This window comes from Chryseobacterium sp. CFS2 (assembly GCF_036543225.1).
GTDB classification, from domain to species: domain Bacteria; phylum Bacteroidota; class Bacteroidia; order Flavobacteriales; family Weeksellaceae; genus Chryseobacterium; species Chryseobacterium culicis_A.
Genome location: NZ_JAZHQU010000010.1, coordinates 91,834 through 114,953, shown reverse-complemented (window position 1 = coordinate 114,953; position 23,120 = coordinate 91,834). Strand labels below are relative to the sequence as shown.

At 34.5% G+C, this 23,120-nt stretch carries 24 protein-coding genes; 21 read left to right on the top strand and 3 right to left on the bottom strand.

Translation table 11 applies throughout. From position 1 onward, the window contains the following. Nucleotides 1–210: 210 nt before the first annotated feature. From ODR02_RS20520 to ODR02_RS20505, 4 genes are all read left to right on the top strand, one after another. Nucleotides 211–546 (top strand): HvfA family oxazolone/thioamide-modified RiPP metallophore, encoded by a 336-nt coding sequence (locus ODR02_RS20520; RefSeq protein ID WP_309513306.1) that lies wholly within the window; start codon nucleotides 211–213, stop codon nucleotides 544–546. Nucleotides 547–616: 70 nt separating this feature from the next. Then, nucleotides 617–1,453, top strand: coding sequence for an HvfB family MNIO-type RiPP peptide maturase (locus ODR02_RS20515; protein ID WP_309513305.1), 837 nt, complete (start codon nucleotides 617–619; stop codon nucleotides 1,451–1,453). Next, nucleotides 1,443–2,183: an HvfC/BufC N-terminal domain-containing protein gene (locus ODR02_RS20510; protein WP_309513304.1), complete on the top strand. Its 741-nt coding sequence runs from the start codon at nucleotides 1,443–1,445 to the stop codon at nucleotides 2,181–2,183. Before ODR02_RS20515 ends, ODR02_RS20510 begins: the two co-directional genes overlap by 11 nt. A 61-nt stretch (nucleotides 2,184–2,244) precedes the next feature. Further along, entirely contained in the window at nucleotides 2,245–2,682 is a 438-nt protein-coding gene (locus ODR02_RS20505) for an HvfX family Cu-binding RiPP maturation protein (protein ID WP_309513303.1), read from the top strand. Between the two features lie 501 nt (nucleotides 2,683–3,183). Here the strand turns inward: ODR02_RS20505 and ODR02_RS20500 are convergent. Further along, nucleotides 3,184–3,402: a hypothetical protein gene (locus ODR02_RS20500; RefSeq protein WP_309513302.1), complete on the bottom strand. Its 219-nt coding sequence runs from the start codon at nucleotides 3,400–3,402 to the stop codon at nucleotides 3,184–3,186. 851 nt (nucleotides 3,403–4,253) lie between these two features. Here ODR02_RS20500 and ODR02_RS20495 point away from each other — a divergent pair. The 17 genes from ODR02_RS20495 to ODR02_RS20415 all read left to right on the top strand — a co-directional run bounded on the left by ODR02_RS20495 (nucleotide 4,254) and on the right by ODR02_RS20415 (nucleotide 19,658). Further along, nucleotides 4,254–5,273, top strand: a complete 1,020-nt coding sequence (locus tag ODR02_RS20495; RefSeq protein ID WP_309513301.1) for a hypothetical protein — start codon at nucleotides 4,254–4,256, stop codon at nucleotides 5,271–5,273. A gap of 348 nt (nucleotides 5,274–5,621) precedes the next feature. Beyond that, on the top strand, nucleotides 5,622–5,957 hold the full coding sequence (locus tag ODR02_RS20490; RefSeq protein ID WP_309513300.1) for a hypothetical protein: 336 nt from the start codon (nucleotides 5,622–5,624) through the stop codon (nucleotides 5,955–5,957). A gap of 227 nt (nucleotides 5,958–6,184) precedes the next feature. Further along, nucleotides 6,185–6,415 carry a hypothetical protein gene (locus ODR02_RS20485; protein WP_309513299.1) on the top strand — a complete coding sequence of 77 codons (231 nt, stop codon included), beginning with the start codon at nucleotides 6,185–6,187 and terminating at the stop codon, nucleotides 6,413–6,415. 205 nt (nucleotides 6,416–6,620) lie between these two features. Further along, a complete protein-coding gene (locus ODR02_RS20480) occupies nucleotides 6,621–6,881 on the top strand; it encodes a hypothetical protein (RefSeq protein WP_309513298.1) in 261 nt (86 codons plus the stop codon). Between the two features lie 48 nt (nucleotides 6,882–6,929). Next, the gene (locus tag ODR02_RS20475; protein ID WP_309513297.1) at nucleotides 6,930–7,619 is read left to right on the top strand and encodes a hypothetical protein; all 690 of its coding nucleotides are present in this window, start codon (nucleotides 6,930–6,932) and stop codon (nucleotides 7,617–7,619) included. Between the two features lie 104 nt (nucleotides 7,620–7,723). After that, complete coding sequence (locus ODR02_RS20470) at nucleotides 7,724–9,688, top strand: type IV secretory system conjugative DNA transfer family protein (RefSeq protein WP_309513296.1); 1,965 nt, start codon at nucleotides 7,724–7,726, stop codon at nucleotides 9,686–9,688. Between the two features lie 133 nt (nucleotides 9,689–9,821). After that, nucleotides 9,822–10,229, top strand: coding sequence for a M23 family metallopeptidase (locus ODR02_RS20465; protein WP_309513295.1), 408 nt, complete (start codon nucleotides 9,822–9,824; stop codon nucleotides 10,227–10,229). Between the two features lie 3 nt (nucleotides 10,230–10,232). Next, complete coding sequence (traM, locus tag ODR02_RS20460) at nucleotides 10,233–11,411, top strand: conjugative transposon protein TraM (RefSeq protein ID WP_309513294.1); 1,179 nt, start codon at nucleotides 10,233–10,235, stop codon at nucleotides 11,409–11,411. A 52-nt stretch (nucleotides 11,412–11,463) separates the two neighbouring features. Continuing rightward, a complete protein-coding gene (locus tag ODR02_RS20455; protein WP_309513293.1) occupies nucleotides 11,464–13,821 on the top strand; it encodes a TraG family conjugative transposon ATPase in 2,358 nt (785 codons plus the stop codon). Beyond that, nucleotides 13,818–14,678, top strand: a complete 861-nt coding sequence (locus tag ODR02_RS20450) for a DUF4138 domain-containing protein (RefSeq protein ID WP_309513292.1) — start codon at nucleotides 13,818–13,820, stop codon at nucleotides 14,676–14,678. The genes ODR02_RS20455 and ODR02_RS20450 overlap by 4 nt, the downstream gene beginning before the upstream one ends. A 21-nt stretch (nucleotides 14,679–14,699) precedes the next feature. Continuing rightward, nucleotides 14,700–15,197 (top strand): hypothetical protein, encoded by a 498-nt coding sequence (locus ODR02_RS20445; RefSeq protein ID WP_309513291.1) that lies wholly within the window; start codon nucleotides 14,700–14,702, stop codon nucleotides 15,195–15,197. A gap of 309 nt (nucleotides 15,198–15,506) precedes the next feature. After that, nucleotides 15,507–16,094: a hypothetical protein gene (locus ODR02_RS20440; protein WP_309513290.1), complete on the top strand. Its 588-nt coding sequence runs from the start codon at nucleotides 15,507–15,509 to the stop codon at nucleotides 16,092–16,094. 29 nt (nucleotides 16,095–16,123) lie between these two features. Next, entirely contained in the window at nucleotides 16,124–16,678 is a 555-nt protein-coding gene (locus ODR02_RS20435; protein ID WP_309513289.1) for a hypothetical protein, read from the top strand. Nucleotides 16,679–16,698: 20 nt separating this feature from the next. Then, nucleotides 16,699–17,256, top strand: coding sequence for a hypothetical protein (locus tag ODR02_RS20430; RefSeq protein ID WP_309513288.1), 558 nt, complete (start codon nucleotides 16,699–16,701; stop codon nucleotides 17,254–17,256). Further along, nucleotides 17,243–17,821 (top strand): hypothetical protein, encoded by a 579-nt coding sequence (locus ODR02_RS20425; RefSeq protein WP_309513287.1) that lies wholly within the window; start codon nucleotides 17,243–17,245, stop codon nucleotides 17,819–17,821. The genes ODR02_RS20430 and ODR02_RS20425 overlap by 14 nt, the downstream gene beginning before the upstream one ends. A 56-nt stretch (nucleotides 17,822–17,877) precedes the next feature. Then, nucleotides 17,878–18,723, top strand: coding sequence for a hypothetical protein (locus ODR02_RS20420; RefSeq protein WP_309513286.1), 846 nt, complete (start codon nucleotides 17,878–17,880; stop codon nucleotides 18,721–18,723). Between the two features lie 62 nt (nucleotides 18,724–18,785). Next, nucleotides 18,786–19,658 (top strand): EboA domain-containing protein, encoded by an 873-nt coding sequence (locus ODR02_RS20415; RefSeq protein WP_309513285.1) that lies wholly within the window; start codon nucleotides 18,786–18,788, stop codon nucleotides 19,656–19,658. A gap of 201 nt (nucleotides 19,659–19,859) precedes the next feature. Here the strand turns inward: ODR02_RS20415 and ODR02_RS20410 are convergent, their stop codons facing one another. Together ODR02_RS20410 and ODR02_RS20405 are read right to left on the bottom strand one after the other, a co-directional pair. Next, on the bottom strand, nucleotides 19,860–20,690 hold the full coding sequence (locus tag ODR02_RS20410; protein ID WP_309513284.1) for a hypothetical protein: 831 nt from the start codon (nucleotides 20,688–20,690) through the stop codon (nucleotides 19,860–19,862). Nucleotides 20,691–20,863: 173 nt separating this feature from the next. Further along, a complete protein-coding gene (locus tag ODR02_RS20405) occupies nucleotides 20,864–22,540 on the bottom strand; it encodes an SGNH/GDSL hydrolase family protein (RefSeq protein WP_309513283.1) in 1,677 nt (558 codons plus the stop codon). Nucleotides 22,541–23,120: the final 580 nt, after the last annotated feature.

Below are 23,120 nucleotides of genomic sequence, written 5' to 3'. Positions count from 1 at the left end.
ACGATATTTTTTTTGGAAAATGCTGGATGATATACTTTTACAAAATGAAAATTCACCTTTAATTCTTGTGCCAGGATAAAAAATACTGATTTCCGGCGGTGAAAAATACGGATGAGTTCCCATTTTTAAAGTAAATCAGGAACAGGGATTTGGATGAGAATTACATTCCCGGAATCAAATAATACAACATAATTTTTAAAATTTTAAATAATGAAAAAACCATCAATTTTATTAGGAGTTCTGACTCTGGGAGCGTTTACATTAGGAGCCAACACTGCTTTCGCCAATGTAAAATCAATAGAAACTCATTCTACGGAGGCTGCTTGTGGAGGTAAAACAGGAAAAAGTGGTGAAGCTAAGTGCGGAGGGAAAAAAACTTCAGAAGGAAAATGTGGGGAAGGAAAATGTGGAGGAAAAAAAACAGAAACGAAAACTAAAGAAGGGAAATGTGGGGAAGGAAAATGCGGTGAAGGCAAATGTGGAGGGAAAAAAACTAAGAATGAAGCCAAAAAAACTAAAAAAACAAAAACAACATCAACTAAATAGTTTTTTGGAATCAACAGACTTGTATAACAGGTCTGTTGATTTTTTAAGTACCATCGGTAAATAGACGATTATGGTAGGAATTGGTTATCGAAAAGAATTTTCCAAAACATTTTTAAATACGGATGTTTTAGAACCTGATTTTGTGGAAGTAGCGCCCGAAAACTGGCTGGGAGTTGGAGGGTACTGGAAGAGGGAATTAAAGAAGGTACTGGAAAAATACCCACTTTACTGTCATGGATTATCTCTTTCTGTAGGGAGTCCGGAAGGAATAGATAAGGGTTTTGTGAAACAGGTAAAACAGTTTTTGGAAGATACTCAGGCTGTATTGTATTCCGAACATCTTACTTTCTCTAAAGTGGATAATGCCCATTTATATGATCTGTTGCCTATTCCTTTCACCCAGGAGGCAATAGAACGGGTTTCTGAAAATATTCTTCAGGTTCAGGATATTTTGAAAAGACCACTGATTTTAGAAAACGGAAGCTATTATACTGTTTTAGAAGCTGAAATGTCAGAAGCAGATTTCATTAACGAAATTGTCAACAGGACGGGCTGCGAATTGCTGCTGGATGTAAACAACGTGTATGTTAATGCTTTTAATTTCAAATATGATGCTGAAAAATTTATCCAAAGCATGCCCCTGGATAAAGTGAAATATATTCATATAGCTGGTCATTACAAGGTCAATGATTATTTAATTATTGATACCCATGGAGAAGATATTATTGATCCCGTGTATAACTTACTGGCGTGGGCTATAGAGAAAATAGGCAAAGATATTCCTGTTCTTTTGGAAAGGGACTTTAATATTCCGGAACTGGAAAATCTACAATTTGAAATTGAAACTTTGAAATTGTTAAAAAACGAAATCTTAACACTTCAATTGGATACTGAATATGGACAATAAAACATTTTCCCTTCAAACCGATCTTGCTTTGTATTGCAGAACCGGTTTGCATGAACCGCCAACCAGTGTTCAGGAGCATACATTTCATTACAGAAGGCTGGTGTATAATGTGATAAAAGATACCTTGAAAAGAGCATTTCCTATGGCAAGGAAATTAATCGGAAAAAGAAGATGGAAAAGGATGGTAAAGCATTTTTTTGAACACCACCAATGTCAAACTCCTCAGGTGTGGAAACTTCCGCAGGAATTTTCAGATTATTATCAGCAACATGATTTTCCTTTTAAGAAAAAGTTTCCTTTTCTTGTTACTCTACTGCAGTATGAATGGCTGGAGATTGAAGTTTTTATGATGGAGGATTTGCCCATTGATCAATTCAGTATAGAAAAAAAATCAGAAGAAGATGGGATTATCCCTAATCCGGAAATTAAGATTTTATCTACAGAATATCCGATTCATCTAAAAAATGTGAAAGAAATTACAGAAGAAGACAAAGGTCAGTATTTTGTTTCTGTACATCGGGACTTCTATACAAAACAAATACAGTTCAACGATCTTTCGTATCCTTTTGTGGAAATCATTTTAAAAGCCAACGAAGGCTGTTTCAGCAGAAAAGATTTCATAGAATTACTTGACGGATATGATAACGACAGGGAAAAAATCATCAAATTATATCAGGATTTTGAACAGTTCGCATTGCAGAATACTATTTTTTTAGGATACCGGATATAAGTAGAATTTACTTTTATAAAAGATCATTGTCCTGGTCTTTTCTTAATATTATTACATTAAAATGAAAAAAATACACGAAATAATGAACAGGTCTTATAGAATAAAAGATTTTGTTTTATTAGGTTTACGTTTGGTGCTGGCATATGGCTTTTTTAACCCGGCAATAATGAAGTTAAAAGATATTGACAGTATTGCGGAATGGTTTGAGATGATAAACATTCCTTTACCTGTATTGAATGCCTATTTAGCAACAGGAACAGAGCTTTTGGGAGCAATTCTGTTAACCTTAGGCCTGCTCAACAGATGGATTTCCATTCCTTTGATCATTACGATGATTGTTGCCATTGTTACTGTACATTGGGGAAATGGTTTTGATGCGGGAGATAATGGTTTTGAAATCCCATTATATTATATTCTGATGCTCCTTACTCTTTTATCTTTTGGTGCCGGAAAATGCAGCCTGGATCAATTTTTAAAACTAAACAGAATTGAAAACTGAATCTGTTTTCTTCGGATTTCTTAAAATTTCAAAGAATTTTTAGAGTTAAAAAATGAAGCTAACCGATTAGTCCCTATTCTCTAAATAATATTTGTTAGAGTATCATAAAATGAAAAAAGCAGGTGTTCTGACACTTGCTTTTTTATGATCGTCTATGGCTGACTGATTCGTATTTGTAGAAATATAAAATCAGTTTTAATAAGCCCTGGGTTCACTTTCATCTGAAAAATATACCATTTCTGGTAAGGTTAGTTTCATTTACAGATTTTTTTTGAAAATTGTTTCAGATTATTTTGAACCCAAAGCACTATTGGTTGAAGAAAAAATATTTATAATAAGTGATTTTTACAATGGTAAATTTAGGAAAATAGTTCCCATTGTAAGTTGAAAATCAGTAGTTATAAAACTACATAGATGACATTATTTATTGTGTTTCCCGTTGTTGCTTACATACTTAAGGATGAATAAGGCTTTGATTATAGGAGAAACAAATCTCTTTATTTATCTTCTGTGATTTTGGTTTTTGAAAGTAGTCTTTCCATTCCTGAGATTCCTTTTAAAAAGAATGTGTAATACTTTCGTTTTGCCTGCCGCCGTTTGTATGGGTTGAAGTAATAGTTTTCCAAATGAATGGTTGCTGGTCTTCAAACTCATGATCAAAAAAGAGGTAGTAATAACAGATGCAGTTATAATTGCAATAGTAAGTAAATCGTTCATCATATCTTTCTTTTTTTAGCCGGCTTGAATAATTATATTATTCCAGATAAGTGGCTTATTATATTCTGGGCAAAATTATCGATTAAGTAATTGGTAATCTGATTATTATTTGTGGTTATTAAACTACTGGAGTGAAAATATAAGTTGGGTTTTTATGCATAGATTAAACTAGTGGCAGAGCTACTAAGGTCATCCATTTTTTGTGAAGAGTATTTCTCAGCAGTAGTTAAACACCGAAGATCGTGTCATTTTTTCCCCATTATTAACACGAATAAAAACTATATACCTGCCTGTTTATTCTTACAGTATTTTTTTTGGATAAAATATTAAATCAGGTAGTTTTGAAATTATTAATAATTAAAAAATAAACACATTTTAATGATAGGTAATGCAATGGATGATCTTCTTAAAATACATTGATTGGGGTCTGTTATCAACCATTTTGGTACTGTTCAAAATGGTAATGATGGTATGCGGAAATAGTTGTCAATTAAGCAAATCCATCCAGGTGATGTAATTTTTTTTCAGCTAATGAACACAAATAAAAACTACACGCCCGCCTGTTTATTCTTACAGTATTATTTCTTTGCGAATTATCAAATCGATTAATTTTGCAAGTGATTAATAGTTAAACAATAAGCACATTGTAATGACCTATTATGCACAGGATGATTTTCTTAATACGGTTTCTGCTTTTTCTCCAGACTTGTATTGTATAAGTATATTTTCTTTTCTGTTGTAAATAATGTAAAGTATTGATTATTAATATTTAATCGGATGATGCCTCGTCGGGATTTAAAATCTTATAGATTTTAGTAATGTAAATAAAGAGTATTAATAAATAAGTAAAAAAAATGAAAACAAAAACAAAAACAAATGTCTTTTTAGACTTCGATAACACACAATTTGACGGCCACCTTCATAATACTATGATGAAATATTTTTATAATTCTGATGACATTCTTCATGAATTACAAAAAGTTGAGCCGGAATTAACAAAAGATCAGTTAATAAAGGAGCTTAAGGGTGAAGCTCCTCTTACACCAACTTCTAAGTATGCGGTACAGCTTGCATTGAAGAGTGCTAAAAATGACGTTATAAAAGAAAATGAAAAACTTAAAGCAGAAGGAAAACGTGAAAAACCTGTACACACATTTGATTTTTTTGAAGGACAGAGCCTGAATAAACTTGTTAAAGAACGTAAAGAGCAAGGTGTTGATGTTGCTATATTAACAGCCTCCATGTTTCCGGGTGCAATTAAGGCAATAAATGAAATAAAGGGCTTAATTCAGTTAAACGATATTCCAATGATTGTTGTTCCTATTGTTAGTAATGGTACTACCCAGCAAAATAAGCTTAAAATGGCTCAGTATAAGAATACGGAAATACAAAAATATGAAAGAGCACAAAGAGCAAACATTGAAGGGTTAATTGATGTTAAAAATATTTTTGTTGATGATAGTAAAGAAAATATTGAAGTATTTACCAAAAGTAAAAATCCGAATAGTATCGGGATGTTAGCAGCGAAAGGGCTTAATAAGGAACTTATGGAAAAGCTGAATAATGCGATAGAAAAAGCGCTTGAGCAGCAAGCGGCGATATCTAAGCAACGTAGTAAGGAAAAAGCATCGTATGTAGAAGATGATATATATGCAAATGTGAATCAAGACATATATGCAAATGTGGATCAAGGTTTATATGCAAATGCAAGTGAATTGAGATCAGGTAAAAATGATCTTTCAAAGTTTACAGAAACACAGAATAAACCTGCAATATCACCAAAACTTTCTCCTAAACCATCACCAAAACTTCCTCCTAGAGCTAAAGCAGAGCAGGCTTCAGCAGCTCCTGCCAGAACACAAAGAAGGCCTTAGAATTTTAATACATAAAAATATACTATGAGTAGCATAGTTAGGGATTGAAAAACTATTGCAACTGTTTGTATGATCAATCATTTTGTTATCTACTCAAAGAACTATTAGCAGGACATTAAAAGTTCTGATGAATAGAATATAAAGTAAAATCTGTTGGTGTTTAATCTGCAAGTTTTACCATTGTGAAGACATTTAGTATTCATCAATATAGGTTGGGTATGTGCAGGCTGAGAAAATTTTATCCGAGTTATACTCGGCCTGCCATTCCTTATTACCAAAACAGATTTCCCTTAAGCGGACTGTTTGTAATGAGTAAGACTTTTTTCAATTAAAATAAACACAAATTATATGGAATACAAAACCCCAAAAACGTTAGAAAGAACTCCTTTAGTCTTCGGTTATCCTGTTATCACCGCTATGATAGTTGTTATATGTCTGATGCTGTTTCTTTTTATTGTATTTAAAAATGTACTGTTATCATTAGTCTTTTTAGTAGTTCCCATCCTGTATTTATACATCATCAAAAAGTACCCTAGAAAAGGGGAGTTTAAAGAATATTTTTTTGATTTTAAGATGGGAGTACAATGTATCAGATTTGATGAAAAATTAGAAAATCTGATTAGCATCAATTCAAAAGATAGTAAGGAAATTTTAAAAAAAACGATTCCATTATCAGATTCTTAATTGATCTGAGTTGAATAACTGGACTTATATCCAATGTCTCAATTATTAAAAGATTGTTGACAGACTGTGAAAATGCTGCGGAATATTGGTGATAAAGAATAAGATATTACATTTTCAGCAGGTATTCCCAGTTACAGATAAACATAGACAAACAAAAATTTAAAATATTAGAAAAAATGAAAAATCTGAAATTTAATAGAAGGAGCTTGATTGCATTATTACTACCCATGAGTAGTTTATTATATTCTCAAGATATTAAGGCAAAAATTGATGGATGGACAACCACCCTTAAAACCTCATTGAATGCGGGCGTTGCCGCTTTTGCGGTGGTGGGTGCTTTTCTGATATTTGTTCAGTATATGCAGGGTAACGAACAGGCTCAAAAGAATTTTGTCCGTTTTGTGATAGGGTTAGCTATTTTTGGGCTGGTTGATGTTATTACCCATGTATTCATTTAGAATAAAGAACGCTTTAACCAGTTTAGATTTAAGCTATACGCAATTTAATATAGCTTAAATCTAAATTAACACTACCTACTTCTGCAGGAATCTTGAATACTTAAAGCATAAATTATTCAATACCATATTTTTTAGCAGTTTTCCTGAAATTTTGTTGGTGGCCTGTATCCTAATCATGCCCATTAAGAACGTCTTTAATTGAACTATGAAATTTAAATCTTTTGTTGAACCTTCCAATAGGGAAGAAGAAAACGTGAAGTTAGCTTTAGCAGAAGCTGGTAAAAACGCAGTGGTTGCTAAGCTTGATGTTTCCAATAGTAGTGTTGTGACATGTGTGAAGTGTAAAAGCGACCAGAATGTTAAGCTGGCTAATATTGCTCCTCTATCAGAAAACAAAGATGAAAATCAATATCCCTTATGTGAAAATTGCAGAAAAGTGTCTTTTAAAGTTAAAATATTCAGATAGAATGCTTTTCTGTTATCTGTATCATCATTTATCAATATTAAAATACCAATGGATTTAAAAAAATTACGTGAAATTCCTTCTACTTACTCTTTAGTTAAAAAAGCATTATTGCTAAGCTTTTCTATTACAATAGTAGCAATTGTTTCCAGTTCAGTCTGGGCTGTGTATGTAAGTAAAGTTTTTACTAAAAAAATATACATTATCACTGAAAAAGGACAGGCAGCCATTGCAAATTCTATGAATAATGATCAGGATTACGAAAATTACAGACTGCCTGAGATCAAGAATCAGATTAAAGTGTTTCACAGATTATTTTTTGGATATGATCAGTTCAGTTATGATAAGAATATCAATGAGGCGCTCTATCTGATTGGAAACTCTGGAAAACAATTGTATTTATCGCTTAAAGCCAACGGGCATTTTGCCAGGATACAATCTCAGAACCTGGTTCAGAAACTGGAGATAGATTCTATAAAAGTTAACGATAAAGAATATCCTTATCACGCATCTGTTTATGGAAAACTCAGTGTCTCCAGAGTCGATCAGAATGTGAGTGCAAAAAATCTGTTTTATTCCTCTTTCGATTTATATAATGTAGCAAGAACTGAAAATAATCCGCATGGTTTACTCATTGAAAATTATTTATTCAAAAGTAAAGGGTTTGAAAATGCTTCAGTTAACGATGGCGGCAATGGAGTAAAGGCAGAGGACGCTCCTAATGAAGAAGATTCCCAATAGACCGGGGATAAGGATACACTATTGTATTGTAATGTCCTTTGATTGCTAAGTATTGATGATAATCCGGAATTTCAACAACGGGATTCTATTATAATGTATGTGTAATGAAAAATGATAAATATTCTTTAGATATTTTAATTATATTTTCCTTTTTAGTAAGTATACTATTTATTTTAGTAGATATTTATTATTCTAAATATAGTTATGTAGCTGAAAAAGGATTGGGTAACGAATATATCAATATATTCATCATAAAGTTATTTAAAACTTTTCCACTCATTAAGAATCCTTTGCTATTACGAACGATAAGCCTTGCCATTGTTTCCTTTTGCTGCTTTGGGTTTGAAGTCAAGAGAGAAGTAGAAGAAAATTCTTCTTTTATGAGGAATATTATCATAGTAGGATCATCTCTGATCACCTTCTTAATCGTATCGGTTTTGAAGATTGAAATTATCTCTTATACTGTTATCTCTTTTGCTTCTTATATTATTTATATCGTCGGGTTTTTAAAATTTAGAAAATACTTCAATTTTTATGATAAGAAGGATGAATTTAATGATAAAAATCAAATTTTTGAACAGGAAAAAGTAGTGAAGAAAAATCCGTATTCTGTGAATTTCAAAACAGAAAACGGGGTGATTAATGTGGTGAATCCTTTTAGGGCAACGATGGTTTTGGGAACACCGGGATCAGGAAAGTCTTATTCTGTAGTTGAAGAATATATTCGGCAGCATATTCAAAAGCAGTTTTCGATGATGGTGTATGATTTTAAATTTCCTGCACTGGCAAAAGAAACATTTGCTTTCTATGAATATTATAAAGAGAAATACGACATTGAACCTCGTTTCTGTGTGGTTTCTTTAGATGATCTGGAGAAATCTAATTTTGTGAATCCTCTGGATCCTCAATTGATAAGAAAAGCTGCAGATGCCATTGAAGCATCACAAACCATCTTATTTAACTTAAATAAAGAATGGATTACTGAAAAAGACTTTTTTGCTCAGTCAGCTATCTCTTATTTCGCGGCCTGTATTTATTTCTTAAGAATTTATGAAGACGGGAAATTCTGTACGCTGCCTCATGCCATCTCTCTAGCTTCTTTGCCGGATGAAAAAGTATTTAAAGTTTTTGGTCAATACTCAGAACTAAGGTTTTTTATGACTCCTTTTGCAGATGCTTTAGCAAAACAGGCTTACGAGCAGCTTTCAGGTCAGACAGCCTCTGCGAGAATACCGCTGTCTCAGTTGGCAACAAAAGAATTATTCTGGGTAATGGGTAATAATGTTTTTCCGGAAGAAAATATTTCATTAAGCATCAATAATCCCGAAAGTCCCTGCATATTAATAATTGCCAACTCACCAAGTACCCAAACAACCAATTCACCAGCTTTAGGGCTTGTGGTTACCCAACTTCTGAAAGAAATAAATCAACAGGGAAGACAGCCTTGCTCTGTCATATTGGATGAGCTGCCAACCATGTATTTTATGGGGTTAGATAACCTGATTGCAACAGCAAGATCCAATAAAGTTTCTACAACCATTGGAATGCAGGATCTTGAACAGCTGAAGAGAGATTATGGAGATAAAGTAGCGGAAACCATATTTAATATCGTAGGTAATATTTTCAGTGGTTCAGTAAGAAGTGAGACCGCAAATAAGCTTCAGGAAATATTTGGAAAGAAAAAACAAAAATTAAAGAATGTAACCATTGATACGAATAACTCATACTCTATCAATGAGAATTTAGAGTATGCCATTCCGGTATCTGCTATATCTCAGCTTTCCCAGGGAGAATTTGTAGGGGTGGTTGCCGATAATTTCGGAGAAGAAATTAACCGGAAAATTTTCAGGGGGAAAATAAAAGTAGAGAAGCGTACGGACCAGATAAAGAATAAGATACCCACCATTATAGAAGGAGAAATGATCAGTGAGGTTTTAAATGGAAATTTTGAAAGAATTGTAAAAGAGGTAGATATTCTTATTGAAAACGAATTATATAGAATTTCCCAGGAGGAAGAAGCTGCTATGGGCAGTGAATCATCCGCTCATGAGGAGACTCAACAGAATTGATTTTTGTAATTGAGAAAACATAAAATGATGACCACTTCTTATGGATAGAGTTCTTAGTAAAAGAAGTAGGATCCTTCCTGCGTGTTGTATTCTTTTTATCGTATTTACTTGTCAGAGAGTACAATCACAAAAGATGATACCACCGGTTGAATCCTATAGTAAAATTGTTTCATCCAATTTCGGGTATAGAAAACATCCTATTGATGGAGTAGTTAAAAAGCATCAGGGTGTTGACTTTTCTGTACCTCAGGGAACTGCTGTATTTTCTACCTATTACGGAATCGTATTAAGTTCAATGTACGAAAGAGGATATGGCAATACCATCTTAATTGATAACGAGGGAGGCTTTAGAACCAGATATGGACATTTAATGGCCTTATTTGTTGGAAAAGGTGAATTTGTAAAGCCTGGACAACTGATAGGCTTGAGTGGAAATACAGGACATTCTACGGGTCCTCATCTCCATTATGAAATAATAGTGGAAGGTAAAAAAATTGACCCTTTATTGTTTCTGAATATTATGTGTAAAAATAGTTTATAAAATATGTTTGCAAATCTTGACAAGAAAAAAAAGATCATCATTGGGGTTGTTTTTGTGGCTGCATTAGGGACTCTTATTTTGATTATGAGCCTTATACTATTCCCAAAAATAAAGGAGTCTGATGATAAGTTGATTTTAACTCCCAATGTAGATGAGAAACAGCTTGAAGAAAAATCAAAATTGGAGATTTATAATCAGGATGAAAGAGATTTAAAGAAGTACTTTTCAAAAGATGGAAAGTATGGTATAGATACAGAACTTCCCGAAGATGAAAAATTATTGCAGGGACAGTTTCAGAATTTTGACGGCAAAACTGAAGAAAATGATTATGCCAAAAGGCAGGAGCGCTATATGAAGGCTTTATCCAACATCTCTTCACAAGGAAGAAGTTACCCTTCCGGTTCCGGTTACAGTTCAAATTCAGGTTATAGTTCCGATTATGGGTCAGGCTCTGAAAGTAGTCTGAACAAAATATTTGCGCTTCAGGATAAGATTCGTGCAGGGTTAACAGAAGGTGCGGCCTCCCGTAATTCACTGGATTCTGCTGATGCATCAAAGACCAGGGAAAGTAAAAAGGATTTGGTTAAAAACGATGTTCGTGATCAAAAGAATTTTTTCCAGGGAACAACAGCCGGAAACAATAAGAAGATTTTACAGCTGATTCCTTCAGAAACCATAGAGCAGAAAAGAATATTAGATAAAAATATTATTCCGATCCGGATAAAAGAAGATATGAGGCTTACAGATGTTCCGGGCGGACTGGTAATTCCTAAGAATTCTATTGTGTATGGAAGAATATCTTTAGGAGAAGACCGGATCAATATTGATATTGAAAGTTATAAAAAAGATAATGTTCTTTACCAGTTAAACTTTAAAGTTTTCGATTATGACGGAAGAGAAGGTATTCAGGTGAACAATCATTCGTGGCTTAAAATCCCTTCAACAGTATCGAAAGATGTTTTCGATTATGCTATTCAAAGAGGAACAAATGCCGGCGGTTCTGTTTTAGGGGGTAGTACCAATACCGGAGTAGATTTGAAAGAGGCAAGAAACGTGGCCATTTTATCAGCAGGAAAAGAAATAAGCAGAGAAGTATTTGAAAAAAGGAGAGTGTTCTTACCTAAAAAATACCAGTTATGGATCAATATAAGATCCTCCAATAATGCTTCTGGTTTTAATTAGAACATTCGTGTAGAAGTAAAGTACAATAGTTTAATAGTTATTTCCTAAGATTATGAAAGATATAGATATCAAAAAAGCTTTTAACATATTAGCGGTAGACGATGATTTGTTAATGAGCAAAAAAGGAGATGTTGGCTTGGTGTATAAGGTGATGCTCCCTCAGATATATTCGCTTGATAGCGATCAGATGGAGCAGATCAGTGTTATTTTTGATAAAGTAATCAGATCTTTACCTGCCGGAACAATTTTGCAGAAACAGGATTTCTTTTTTGTAGACTCCATTAAAGAGCAGGTATCAGACAGTCCTAATTTTTTATCAGCAAGTGACAACAGGTTTTTCCATGAAAAGCCGACCATGAGTCATGAGTGTTATCTCACGATAATAAAGGACTCCAAAAGTAAAGTAAGTATCCTTAATAATTCCAGCCAGTACAATAAATATTTAGATGGAATAGATGATTTTATCAAAGCTGTAGAATCGAGTCTTTCATTTTTAACAAAGGAAGGTTTTTTTGCAGTAGAAAGGTTGAATAATAACCAGATTATCGCTCTGTTAGGGAAATATTTATCTCTTTCGAAAGAAGGGGAAACCAATCTGAGGGATATGTTTTTTGATAAGAACTTACAGATAGGAAATAAATTTGCAGAATTGTATACCATCTCTTCTAATAATCAGCTTCCTATTACCATTAATAGTACCATCAAAAGCATTGAATATTCCACCCCAAAAACTGATTTTAGAATTCCTTTTATACAGCCGGTATCTACAGGGCTGGATGTAAACCATATCTACAATCAGGTGATTTTTATTGAGGATTCAGAAAAAGTTTTTTCTTCTCTGAAAACCAAAATGAATCAGTTTAAAAGTATGGCGATACTTTCCAGAGAAAATCAGGTTACGTATTCCCAGGTAGAAGATCTTGTAGAAGATGTGCTGGAAAGGGAGCTGACGTTTGTTTATCAGCATTTCAGTGTGATTGTCTGGAATGTTTCACAAAGGAAGCTGGAACATGATGTCAACTTACTGGAAAATGCTTTCAGAGATCTGGGAATTACGCCTTATCAGGTAAAGTATGCACTCAATGAATTATATATGAATAATTGCCCTGGAGCACCAGCCTATATTTCAGAGAATCATAAATTTATCGGGATATCCGAGCAAACCTCTTCATTACTGAATTTTGAGTCTTATTACGAGAGTAATAAAGATGGAATTCTTTTCTGTGACCGTAAAAATGAATCTCCTTTACGTCTTGACTTATGGGATGAGCCTGTGAAAAAGGGAATCATCGTGAACCGAAACAGATTAATTTTCGGGCCTTCAGGAACCGGAAAGTCTTTTTTGATCAATCACATTGCGAGCCAATATTATGAGCAGGGTCACCATATTGTCATGATTGATATCGGAAACTCTTATAAAAAGTTATGTGAACTGGTGGAAGGTGTTTACTTTACCTATGACTTAAATTCACCATTACAGTTTAATCCTTTTTATTACTACGATGAAGATGAAATCAATATAGATAAGAAAACCTTTCTGCTTTCACTGATCTTTTTCTTATGGAAAGGAGAAGAGGGAGCTTCAAGAGAAGAAAAACAAATATTGTCCACCTATCTGGATCTTTATTACGAGCATGTCGTTAATAACGATGTTTTTCCTTCCATGGCTACTTTCTATGAGTTTATATCAGAAAATACGGCTGTTGAGGAAGAATCAAGTTATTTTGACAAGGTCAGCTTTAAACTCTCTCTCAGAGATTTTTATGATGGGCATTATAAAGATATACTGAATGCAGCAGAACCTGCCAACCTGATTCATGAGCGTTTTATTGTATTCGAAATGGATAACATTAAAGATCACCCGACATTGTTTCCATTGGTTACCATGTTGTGTATTAATCTGGTGATGACTAAGATCCAAAAGATTCCCGGCGTAAAGAAATCAATATTTATAGACGAGTGCTGGAAGCCTATTTCCAAAGGAGAGATGGCGGAGTTTATCAAGTATTTGTACAAAACCGTTCGTAAGTTTTATGGAGAGGTTGCCATTGCCACCCAGGATCTTGAAGATATCTTAGATACCGCTGCCGGACCTGCCATGGTGAATAATACTGATACGTTGATTATGCTTTCCCATAAAAAGAAAATGGCCTCTAAAGACAAGTTTTCTAAATATTTATCACTCAGTGAATCTGATCTTCAAAAACTTTACTCTACAGACAAAGGAGAGGTATATGTTAAAGTAGGAAGTATGTCTAATGTATATAAAGTGAAAGTATCCCCGGAAAGATATGCCTGTTACTCTTCCAATGCCGATGAAAACAAAGTAATCCGGGGCATATACGAAGCCAAAGGAAATATGTCTGTAGCCATTAATGATTTTATTGATTTAAATTCTCAAAAGAAATGAAAAAACACATTGTATTATTTATTCTATTTTTTCTCTGTTCTCAGGTCTCTTTTGCCCAGGAAATATTGGAACCCTTATCTCAGCGCCAGGCCATTGAAGTTTCAGATGTGAAAACCACACACATTATTTTTGATGAAAAAATAAAATATGTGGATGTGGGATCTACTTATTTCGTTGCCGATACCATTGGGAATATGCTTAAGTTAAAGCATACAGGTGAAGAGTTGGAAGATTTAAAAAGCCAGCAGGCGAATCTTACCGTGATTAATGGTAAAGGAAGCTATTATTCTATTGATATGGAGTATAACAGAAACCCTGATATCACAACGTATAAGGCGGTGGAAACCCTTACTACGATCGATTATTTTGCAAAAGAAAATATTTACAAAATTGAAAAGGAAGAAAGGACAGCACAGGATCTTCAGGAATTATGTATGTTATCTGAAAGTGCTCCTTCTACCGTAAAAATCAAAGATAATAATGATGGATTGAACCTGACTTTGAACGGAATCTATTACAGGAACTTTCAGAATAAAATGGTCTTACGCGTAGAAATTTATAATACCTCTAAAATCACTTTGGATATAGACCAGATCCTTTTCAGATCAAAACTTAAGAATCATAATGCTGCCAAAAAAGATTATGTCTATCAGGAGAGAATCCTGACACCGGTAAAATCCTGTGGCGAGCAGCGAAATATTAAACTGGGCGAAACAAGGGTTCTTACCTTCATCTTTGACAAATTCACATTGAATGAAGATGAGATACTGAGTCTGGAAGTAGGAGAGCATGCCGGAGGAAGAAGCGTCAATATCCGCATTCCCAGAAAGAAACTCTTATTCCCGGAATATATATAAACATCATTAACATATGTAGTTATGAAATATCTGATTCTGCTATTGCTGTTTTTTTCACTGCAGTATAAGGGGCAGTTACCATACATTGATCCCATAGGTCTGGCGGAAAGGTACTTTGAGAACAATGTCACTAATGACTATGAAAAAGCGACCAAAAAAAGCCTGGATGAGCTAGGTCAGATTGCGGTTATCAATGAAGTTGAAAATGCAGCCAGGACTACCATTTCTAAAAAAGACCTTATCAACTTTTCCACGTACTCCAAGGTATGCACCCCTTATTTTAATCCTGTTAAAAAAAGGAAGTGCAGAAAGAAACTGGAATATATTAAAGCAGCGAACAGCATATTGGAAGATACGTTTATAGCTGGCGTAGGGATAAAGGTTAACCGCGGAAACAGAGAAAAGCTGGATGCAGGATTTATGAGTACTTTAAATTTTCTGATTCAGGAACTGGATGAAATGAAATATGAGGCGGAACAAAGCAATCTGTTCTACAAATTAGGCCTCATACCCAAGTAACATCAGTATTGATCAATAAAGTTATTTAAACTTTACAAAACCACAAAAGTCACAAAAGGTTTCATTGTAAAACTCTTGAGTTCACTTAAGTAAGTTTAATATGATACCGCAGAAAAGTTTACATAAGAGGAACATTTCGACTTCGCTCAATAGGTAAGGATTTTCACAAAACTTAGGTGTACTTATGCATAAGGCTTGGTTCTCAAAAAAACTTAAGTGTTTCAAACTTTTGTGCCTTTTGTGGTTAAAACAATGAATATAAAAGTTTAAACAACCTCAATATATAATAAGTTTTAACAATACAGTATTATGAGAGCATTACCATTTTTGTTTTTTTTTACATTTCAGCTGTTTTCAGCTCAGTTTGTACATGTTGCGATCCATTTGAATAATACCGATTCAGACACAAGGAAAAAGCTTGCAGAAATTCTTGCACATACCACGGCAAGAGCTGCGCAGCTAAAGTTCCAGAATGATTACCTGGAAGAAATGATTAAGAATGATGAAGAATTTTTAGAAAGGAATTATAAAAAGTCAGCTCAATTCGATAAGGAAAATAGTACGATTAATTCTGTAAAGACCGGAATTTTAGGGGTAGGATCTGAACTATTGAATGAGTTTAAAACACTTCCTTATATAACCAATGTTAAGAAGAAGTACTTACGATCGTTAGCGTATAATAAAGCTGCGCTTCTTTCCATCCAGAATGTGGATGCCTCAAAAATAAAGGCAGCCGAAAGACAGGAAATTTACAGAATCCGCGAGCAGCTGGTAAGGGTATATTCTAAAAATGACAAGGAAGTTATCGGGGTAATGACTTTGCCTGCTTTAGCACTGCTGGTACAAAGCCATCCGGAGCTTATCAAAATGATCAAGAATCTTGAAATTATATTTTAGTTTTTATTTACCAATAAATGTATTCCCATATGTACAGGTTTCTGATAATGTTATTTGTTCTTGCTTCCTTAAGAGCTTATTCTCAACCCTTTGCCAATAATCCTATTGGTCCTATTTCAGACGTCCCGTCGAATCTTGGATCAGGTGGAATTATTATAGAAAAACACTTGTTGAAGAGCAGAGAAGAAACAACGGAGAAAAGGACTAAAGATTTTTTGAAAGAGTATGGAAAAAGACTTCCATATTATACTGGTGCTGCATGGCTGTTTACGGTAAATAATATTATCAATAATGTGAAAGACAGATCCCGGAAACTGAGGCAGGATAATGAAAATCTTTCTTTCCTGTATTATTCAAAAAAGAAAGAAAACAGAGTGTATCTGCAGTCAGCAGACAGCCAGATTGAGAATATGTCTTCCCATTTCTTAAACGGTGAAAAAGTGGTCATTTTGGGAGAAAAATTTAATCTGTATGAAGACCTGAGAACGTCGTTGTCTGCGATTAACCGGCAGCTGGATAGGGTAGAAGATAATATCAAAGAAAGTACGCTCAAGAGGAAAATAGTCCGGCAGTTTACTAAATAATTAATCTAAAATTTAAAGTAATGAATATACTGTATATTGATTTCAAATCATTCAGTGGTAAGGTATTTCTCGTAGGGGTATTCTTCTTATCCGTATTTCCCAAAGCTCAGCTTGTCACGCTTCATTTCACCTGGAATTGGTCAGCTAATGATGTTCTGTCAAAGTCATATTACAAAGATATGGCCTCAGCCCATAGAAAGCTGAATGGGTATGCTTTAGCAAAAACAGGTATTATGAAAAGAACAAAAGATATTTATATAGAACCTAACCAGGAACTTACCCGGATATCACCTGGTTTAGCTTCAAAAAAAGACGATATACTGAGATTTCTATCCGGAACAAGTTATGATTATGTAAAGGATAAATATCAGATCGTGGCTGTTTCTCCGCTTTCAAGTGGTAAACCTTCAAATGTTTTGGTAAGAAGAAGATTCAAGAAGAAATTTGATGCTGAGAAAGAAAATATTACCAATTATCTGAATGCTGCCAACTATATTCCTGAAGGAGAAAGGCTGCGTTTCATTCAGCAGGCCTTAGATAAAGTAATACGAGTAACACTGGAAGATGAAACATATTAAACCAATATCCGCATTCCTGCTTCTTTTTAGCTTCAGTTTTTTTTATACACAGACCTGGTCTTTTGATATTAATGATTATACTGTTGCTGCAACCAAAACTGGAATTATTGGAGGATTAGCAGCAGAAATTGTTTTAAAAGATAAACAAAATGAGTTGTTTGAAAAGCTGATCAGGCTGGAAAAAGAGATTGATGACAAAAAGAGCATTAAAAGCGTACAAAGCCTTGCGCTTGCTGCTGCGGCTATCGCTACGATTGAAACGACCAAAACAGATATAAAAGATCTCAGAAAGGTGATCAGTATCATCAGATACAATCCGTTTTTTCTTAAACATTCCCTGGGAAAGAAATCTGAAGAACTGGCCATTGAAAACAGATATTTAGAGGAAGCCGATTCTGACTACAAACGATATCTGGCATCAGGACTTCTTTCGGGAGGTTTAGGGCAGTTTTATAATGTGTTTGGAAAGCTTTTAACAAGAATTTTGAAAATCAGAGCCACTGTTTTGTCTATAAAGAAAGACCTTCAATCCCTGTCGGTAATCAATAAAGTCTTAATAAAATAATGTACAGCAGGATGATCGAAATGCAAAAATCAATCACGACTAAAAATATAAAGTAAATGACAGTAAATGAAGTTCTAAATCAATACAGGACAATTCTTAAAACTAACTTTGACCAGTTTATTACTGAGCTGAGACCCTATGTTCTGCTCATAGCCGTTACATTTACCTTTGTTTATGTCGGGTATAAAGTAATGAAAGCCATGTCGGATCCGGATGAAAAAATTGGACGGGAGGCACTTTTAAGACCTATTCTCACTCTTATGGTGATCACATTATATATTCCTTTGGTCAAATTATTATTATTTGATACCGTAGATATTTTATCAGATATCGTAAAACACGGGGCTTATAAAGTGACCAACAAAAGCCCTGCTGAGTTTGAAAATTTCTTTCAGAAAGGGATATCGCATGTGCAGTCAAAAGGGGCAGACGGAAACGGAGTATATGATATACTACAGGTCAATCCTTTTTTAGAATTTTTCCATATCCTTGTTTATCTTGTTGCTTCTTGTGTTGGAGCTTATATATTATTGAGACAATTGCTGATGATATTTGTGTATTATGCTTTGGGAATATTTGTTCTGCCGTTTTCACTTATTGTGTCTAATGAAAGAATTTTGAAGACATGGTTCTTTGGTTTCCTGTCTATTCTGCTATGGGAGCCTATATTAACGCTTTTAAAAGTGATTATTGTTCTTTTACCTATCGGAACTACAGAATGGACTAATGTTCTCTTTTCTGTTGCGCTTCAGCTTGTCATGATATTTATGATACTAAAAGTTCCGCAATTTGCGAATCTTCTGGTAGATCCTGAATCAGGTAATAAATTTAGTAACAGGGCAGGTTCTGTTCTGAGAGGTTTACCCGGAAAAGCTTTTAATGCTTTAAAATCAAAAAAATAAGCAAGCAAAAGACGTATTGTCAATGTATCTCCCATTCTATACATTCAAAAAACAACACTAAGATGACAGATCACACTTTTAAAAATAATTCCTGCGAAATAATATACTCACTCATTCAGATCAGGCTTTCAAAAGACCGGATGGATTGGATGGAAACGGTTATGCTGTTTGAAAATGAGACCCTTCTCTTGAAGAACTTCGGACGGATTTCCGAAATGATTCCATCCGTTTCACCAGACTGGAGTTCACCTGAAAAAATCATCCTTGAACAGCTTTATCCGGGCCTTACCTCCGGTCAATGGAACCTTCAGCAGTTCTGCCGATGTCTGTTGATGATTTATATTCCTGAAGATCAAAATGTAACCGTGGTGAAAAAGCTTATGCAGTCAGCAGATATCAATGAACTGATCAGTATCTACAAAGGAATTTTCTTCCTTGAAAATGCCTGTGAGTTTGTGCCTATTGTTGAAGAGGATATCAAAACGAATATCATTTCTGTTTTTGATTCTATCGCTCTTTTCAATCCTTTTGCAGCCCAATATCTGCCTCAGGATTCCTGGAATCGGTTGGTTCTGAAAGCATTGTGTATGGGACGCCCGCTTTATCGGATCATCAATCTTGATCTGCGTAAAAATGAAATGCTGGCTTTCATCGCCACCGATTATATTCACGAAAGATGGTCTGCGGGAAAAACAGTATCTCCGGAAATCTGGCGATTGATGGACGGATTTGTCAATAAAGAGATTACCGCAGATCTGTTGAAAGTTATTGAATCTGGTGATCCATTGTCAAGGCACGCAGCCATCATCGTACTCAGAGAAAGTGCTTCCAACACGTGCAACAATATATTAAGACCTATAAATACTACTTTATGGAACTATATCGGAGAACAATATAATATTCAAAATAAAGAAATAAAAGATACAGATCTATAGAAATTCTTGCTGTTTAATTCTCTGCCTTGTACAGGGTTTAAAAGTAGTAAAAAGTTATTCCGGAAAAATCTTAAGTTTTGAAAACCCAACATTTTTCCGCAATAACATTTCAATGTATACAGTTTGTAAAATACTGTCTTTACATTATCATTTTTGCCATTAATTAAGCTACAAGAAGACAATAATAAATGATCACAGACATTATAATGTATTGCGTCTCATTCCCATATTTTTATGGACACTTTGTGTTTCCCGCTGAGCTTTGGGTTTTGAAGCGGTATTTCCTCTTTTTATATTAGGATGAGGGCTGTTTAATGGTTGGGTAAACATAGCCATCCTGGATTCATTCATAGGGGTTGACGGCTTTCTGTTATGATCAGTCCCTGCATTCTTTGTTCTCGAATTAAAAGATAATTTGGGGTCATTATCCACTCCCTTTTTTATCCCGTTTTCAGGAATATGCTCTGCTTTTTTTCTTGTGCTTCCTGCTAATGTTTCCATATTGTGTTGAAAATCCTCTTCAACACCATTCTTTTTATCCTGTTGCTTACTTTCCTCTTTATCTTGTGATAATTTTTCTTTCACTAATTCCCGGACAATCTCACGAAGGATTTCAGACTTTGCTTCAGTATGCTCTTCATTATAACTGTTTTCCGGTCTTGTTCTATTATACGCTTTTGTTTTATTATAAATCTGCTTTACTTTCACACCTATAGCGATAACCCCGGCAATTGCAGAAATAGCCATGACAGCAAGCCCCAATGGTGGAAAAAGCATACCAAGCGCAAATCCCGCAGCCAGTCCAATCGCAGTAGTTTTTAACGTACCTTTAATAGAAGAACCGTTTGCCATAATAGAATGGAGAAAATTAGCTTTTCCTTTTTTTGGTTTTTCTACCGGAGAGGTATCCGTTTCTGCATTTTTATTTTTAAAATCAGTACTCTCATGCTTATCTGTCTGTTGGGTATGAGAACGGTTATTTTTTGCTTTCTCAGGACGCTCGTGTAATTCTTCGGTTTCTGTTTGAGGCATATTATAGTTATATTAAAGTTGTAAAAAACGAGTTGTTGGTTTAGGGTAATAACTGTAAAAGTTTACAACATTAGTAATGACATGTACAACTTAAATTCTAAGTATACTTCATGTAGCATAACAGTGTTGTAAACTTTATCTAACAGTTAATTAGTGTTCAGGATTCCTTCGGTTTAATTTTTAAAAGTCACCGTTTTAGGCCTGTCTTGTTGTATTCTGTCTTTTGGCTGCTGCTGTTTCAGGGTTTCAGAAGCGAGAACAGCCTCTGGATTTTCTTTCACAGCAGGCTTAGTAAATTTACTAAGGTCTGATTTATCATTGAAACGGGTAAGTGGAATATTTACCTTATTTTCAAAAATTTCAGCTTCAACGAGTGCGTTCTGTGCATTCTGTATAAAATCAGGACCTGGCAAAACAGAAAAGCCTTGAATAAGGTGAGAGGCCATCGTTAAAGCAATCGCTTTGTAAGCTGCCTGAGTAGGGTGTGCTCCATCTGATGTGGCTACAAATCCCAGGTTATTAGCGGTTACATTATCTAATAATTTTCTGAATGTACTGTTATCTTTATTTTCCCCATCTTTATTGAGCCCGTCATTCAATATAGCACCAACCGTATCATATAATCCGGTGTTGGCTATATTTAAATTATCATCCAGCTGCTTCACAAGGTTTTGTGAAAATATTGTATTAAGTTCTCCCTGAAGTTTCGCAATATCTGCCTGATGTTTTTCGGGTCTTATCTGTTGATAATACTTTGTTACAAATTCAATCTGACTCGGATATGTTCCGGTAGCCATTAATGCATTTTTAACAGCCTTTATGCTTTCCAGCTTTTCAGCAGATTGGTGACCCTCAGCCATTTTCTTAATGATTAAATCACCCACTTCCCTGTGAAGTGTAATCTCATTATCAGTTTTATTTGCTTTATCCAGAAGCGGCTGGATTTCATCAAATATTTCATTACCTCCTTTATCTTTATATATTTCTTTAAATTCTTTCAGGGTATTCGCCAGAGAAGTATCCTTGTCCTCCGGCTTATTGAATTGTACCTTTCTTCCGCGGTGCTGTGCTGCTTTTATAAGACGTAAATTATACAAGTTGGTTTTAAGTGCCTCATACATATCAACCACCATCGTATCATCATATTTATCGGGAAACGCTTCTTTAAGCTGTTTGTTAAACTCCAAAGTAGCTGCCTGCGCTTTCTCTACTTCCGCACGTTTTTCAGGATCCTTATCCGCATGCGTATAACGTACAGCTTCTTCCGGAGCAGGATTATTGACCACCATGAAATATGCTTTTCCTCCATCCCTGGCAACACGGGCACGAATCTCATCAGTCATACCTTTAACCTGGTCAACGATTGCCTTCATTTTTGAAGCGTCTTTACCGTCGGTAACCGTATCGTTCAGACCAATCCAGACAATATGCATCGTATTTTTAGCCTTAAACGTATCACTGTCTAATTCCTTGAAATATTTTTCTTTCTGCTCCAGTATAGTGGTCAGTGCTAATTTATGTTTCAGCTTTTCCCTTTCATTGACTACTGCACCGCCAACTGCATAGTTTACGAAAGATAATCTGTTGTCAGGGCTTCCATGAGTTGACTCTTTCAAAGATATTTTCTTCTTCGTTAAAGCATTAGTTTCTTTTTTACTTCTATCATCTATCAGACTCTCCATACCGGACCATTCCGAAATGTAGTCGGCCCAGTTTTTTGAGTCACTGAAACGTCCTACAGCATTAACACGCATCAGACCGGCAGCTCTTGCTACCATACCCATAATGGTATCCTTTTTAATACCAAAGTCAGACATACTGTCTCCTAAAATTACTATTCGATCTATCATAATTAAAAAAATTAAATTATCGGATAAACATTTTATCCTATGTGTTTATTGATACACAAATTTATTTTTTTGAGTGAACAGGCGAATATATTTTCTGTCCATTTAAACCTACATGTTTGTAGATATAAATTATAGAGAATGACGAAGTTAATAGGGTGGTGAGATAACAAAATTGTTTCCTTACTGTGCCAGTTTGTATTCATTCAAAAATTAGAATAATGCTAAGAATTTGGGTACGGAAAACGGAAAAGCCAGGTCTGGAAAATTAAACTCTTTTGGAGTAGGGCAAAAAGAAAGATGGGCAAAATGCCCATCTCTCATTGTACACTTAAATACTGATAATTTGCTATATCCTTAAAATATTTTTTGGTTCATATCCGACTTATACTATAAGCTTAAAATGATGAAATTTAATATTATGAATAATGTTGTAGTGCTAAAAACCGGAAATTAACCATGTAGATATAGTTTTTGTACTCAAAGAAGCCCTTCTAACTTTTATTGATTTTCAGTATTAATAGTAAAGCATACATAAACAATTTAATGTTTAACAAAACTATTGAAATAGCTTAAGTAATAA